Below are 1,367 nucleotides of genomic sequence, written 5' to 3' on the forward strand. Positions count from 1 at the left end.
TTTTATTGCACCTGTTCTTAGTTCAATAGGGTAGTAGTTTTCAAATTGGTCTAAGAGTTGACTTTTACCACCTACCCATTTTATGAACGGTCGCGCTTTTGTCATATTACGATTCTCTGTTTGAGCGAGCAATTTTGGTTAAACACCTCACGGCTACGAAGCGGCGGCAAAGCGAAATGAGTTTGATTTGGAAATAAAACACAAGGTTCTGAGCATTGGTGTTGAAGCGATTGAGAAGGTTGAGCCTTTGCAAAAGTAGGTTAAAATATACATCGCTATCTTGAGTCATGGTTGCCAAAATTGATGAAGACCTAGGAGCCGACCGCAGGCTTATGCGTGTGGCGATTGCCAGTCGTCGTCCGCACCAAGCAAGAGCTATGCAGAAAGCAGATTTTTCATAACTTCGACACGGCATCAGAGTAGGCAATAGATGAATTGCTACCCTGACTTTCTTGCATCAGGTTTATCGCATTAAAATGACCTTCGCTGAACGCGCAATCAAATTTTTCTCAACGCTTGACCTGCAACTCCCATTGCCAGCTGGCGTGAGCGCCATGAACCCGTACAAAAATCCGGAGGTCCTGCAGGTCGTTGCAGCCTTCTTTGAAAAATTTTCAGCGACACTCGCCCACGCATCTTTGCGTTCGGTATCAACCCCGGTCGATTTGGCGGCGGCTTGACTGGCATCGCTTTTACTGACCCAATTGCCTTACAAAAATACTTAGGCATTGAGCACGACCTGAAGGGCCAGCGCGAACCCTCGTCAATCTTCATCTATGACTTCATTGAAAGTGTAGGAGGCGCAGCAGAATTCTACTCAAAATTCTACTTTACTTCACTCTCGCCAATTGGCTTCTTGAAAGATGGCAAAAACTTCAACTTCTACGATGATGCTGCCTTTGCCAGCGCACTCAAACCGTTCATCCTCGAAAATCTGCGCGCACAACTCAACTTCGGCAGCAACCGACGCATCGCAATCTGTTTAGGAACAGGAGAAATCTACAAGTTCTTTAGAGCCCTCAACCACAGCGAGCACCTCTTCGAAGACATCCTGCCTATTGAACACCCTCGCTTCATTATGCAATACAAACGCAGTCGCCTCCAGCACTACTTGCTCAAATACCAAGAAACCTTTGAAGCCGCACTAAAAGCCGCAACCTCAAACTAATCTCACCAAACTTACTCCATAAATAAAAAACCCTTCCTCAACGGGAAGGGCATTGGCGAACTGCATAGCAAGTTCAGTGGCGTGAGCCTTTCGAGATGTTCTCTTGTTGTGAAAAGAGGACAAATCTCAGTTTGTTACATTGCTCCAAAAATAAGAAATTCCTGCGATTATTCCCAAACGATTTTTCTATCAACAAAAA

Annotated in this window: 4 protein-coding genes; 2 read left to right on the top strand and 2 right to left on the bottom strand. The window is 45.2% G+C overall.

What is annotated here, in order from left to right:
* Together CMR00_12760 and CMR00_12765 are read right to left on the bottom strand one after the other, a co-directional pair.
* Positions 1 to 105, bottom strand: a 105-nt coding sequence (locus CMR00_12760; GenBank protein ID PIO46993.1) for a modification methylase, incomplete at its 3' end; no start/stop codon positions are given.
* A 1-nt stretch (position 106) separates the two neighbouring features.
* A complete protein-coding gene (locus tag CMR00_12765) occupies positions 107 to 289 on the bottom strand; it encodes a hypothetical protein (GenBank protein ID PIO46994.1) in 183 nt (60 codons plus the stop codon).
* 187 nt (positions 290 to 476) lie between these two features.
* Here CMR00_12765 and CMR00_12770 point away from each other — a divergent pair, with 187 nt between their 5' ends.
* Together CMR00_12770 and CMR00_12775 are read left to right on the top strand one after the other, a co-directional pair.
* Positions 477 to 680: a hypothetical protein gene (locus CMR00_12770; GenBank protein PIO46995.1), complete on the top strand. Its 204-nt coding sequence runs from the start codon at positions 477 to 479 to the stop codon at positions 678 to 680.
* Positions 611 to 1,168, top strand: coding sequence for a DUF4918 domain-containing protein (locus tag CMR00_12775; protein ID PIO46996.1), 558 nt, complete (start codon positions 611 to 613; stop codon positions 1,166 to 1,168). The genes CMR00_12770 and CMR00_12775 overlap by 70 nt, the downstream gene beginning before the upstream one ends.
* Positions 1,169 to 1,367 lie beyond the last annotated feature (199 nt).

The sequence above is a fragment of the [Chlorobium] sp. 445 genome (genome assembly GCA_002763895.1).
In the GTDB taxonomy this organism is placed as follows: Bacteria; Bacteroidota; Chlorobiia; order Chlorobiales; family Thermochlorobacteraceae; genus Thermochlorobacter.